Here is a 557-nt window from a genome sequence, read left to right on the forward strand (position 1 = left end):
GCACAGAATGGAAGCTCTGTAATAATACAGGTGTAGATACGGAAAACAATATCGTCTGGGCAAATGTAACCGAGCTAACTATCTTCGCGCCAATGGCTGAGAAATTAGCAGAAGCGCCTGCGCCTGTTAATTGGTTCCTTTACGTAGGCATCGCGGCAATTATAGTAATATTGGCAGCATCTCTTACTGTAGTTGTGAAAAGAAGAAAGAAACTAAAAGAAGCAAAATAGTGAACAATCAGTTCGTTACGGGGCATTCGAAAAGTTTGAACTTAATAGACGTCTAAAAAGAGAAATCTTTATATTCACTAATGTGTATATCTATATTCTGAATATTAGACGGTGTCTAAAATGAGAGTAGCTATTTATACAAGGTGCAGCACGGAGGCGCAGGCGAAGGCTAGAAGCACAGAGCTGCAGCTCGAGCAGATTGAAAGATACTGCAAGTTTGCAAAGCATAAAGTTGCAGCGCACTACAATGACGAGGCGAAGAGCGGCGCAGATATTAACTCAAGACCTGAGTTTCAGAGGCTTATGAAAGATGCGGAGCGGCACAGG

2 protein-coding genes are annotated in these 557 nt (G+C 42.4%); both read left to right on the forward strand.

What is annotated here, in order from left to right; all coding sequences use genetic code 11:
- Nucleotides 1-230: hypothetical protein (locus tag QMD21_07920; GenBank protein ID MDI6856690.1), on the forward strand; the 230-nt coding region annotated here is incomplete at its 5' end.
- Nucleotides 231-350: 120 nt separating this feature from the next.
- On the forward strand, nt 351-557 hold a 207-nt coding region (locus QMD21_07925), incomplete at its 3' end, for a recombinase family protein (GenBank protein MDI6856691.1).

It is taken from the genome of Candidatus Thermoplasmatota archaeon (genome assembly GCA_030018475.1).
Lineage (GTDB): Archaea > Thermoplasmatota > JASEFT01 > JASEFT01 > JASEFT01 > JASEFT01.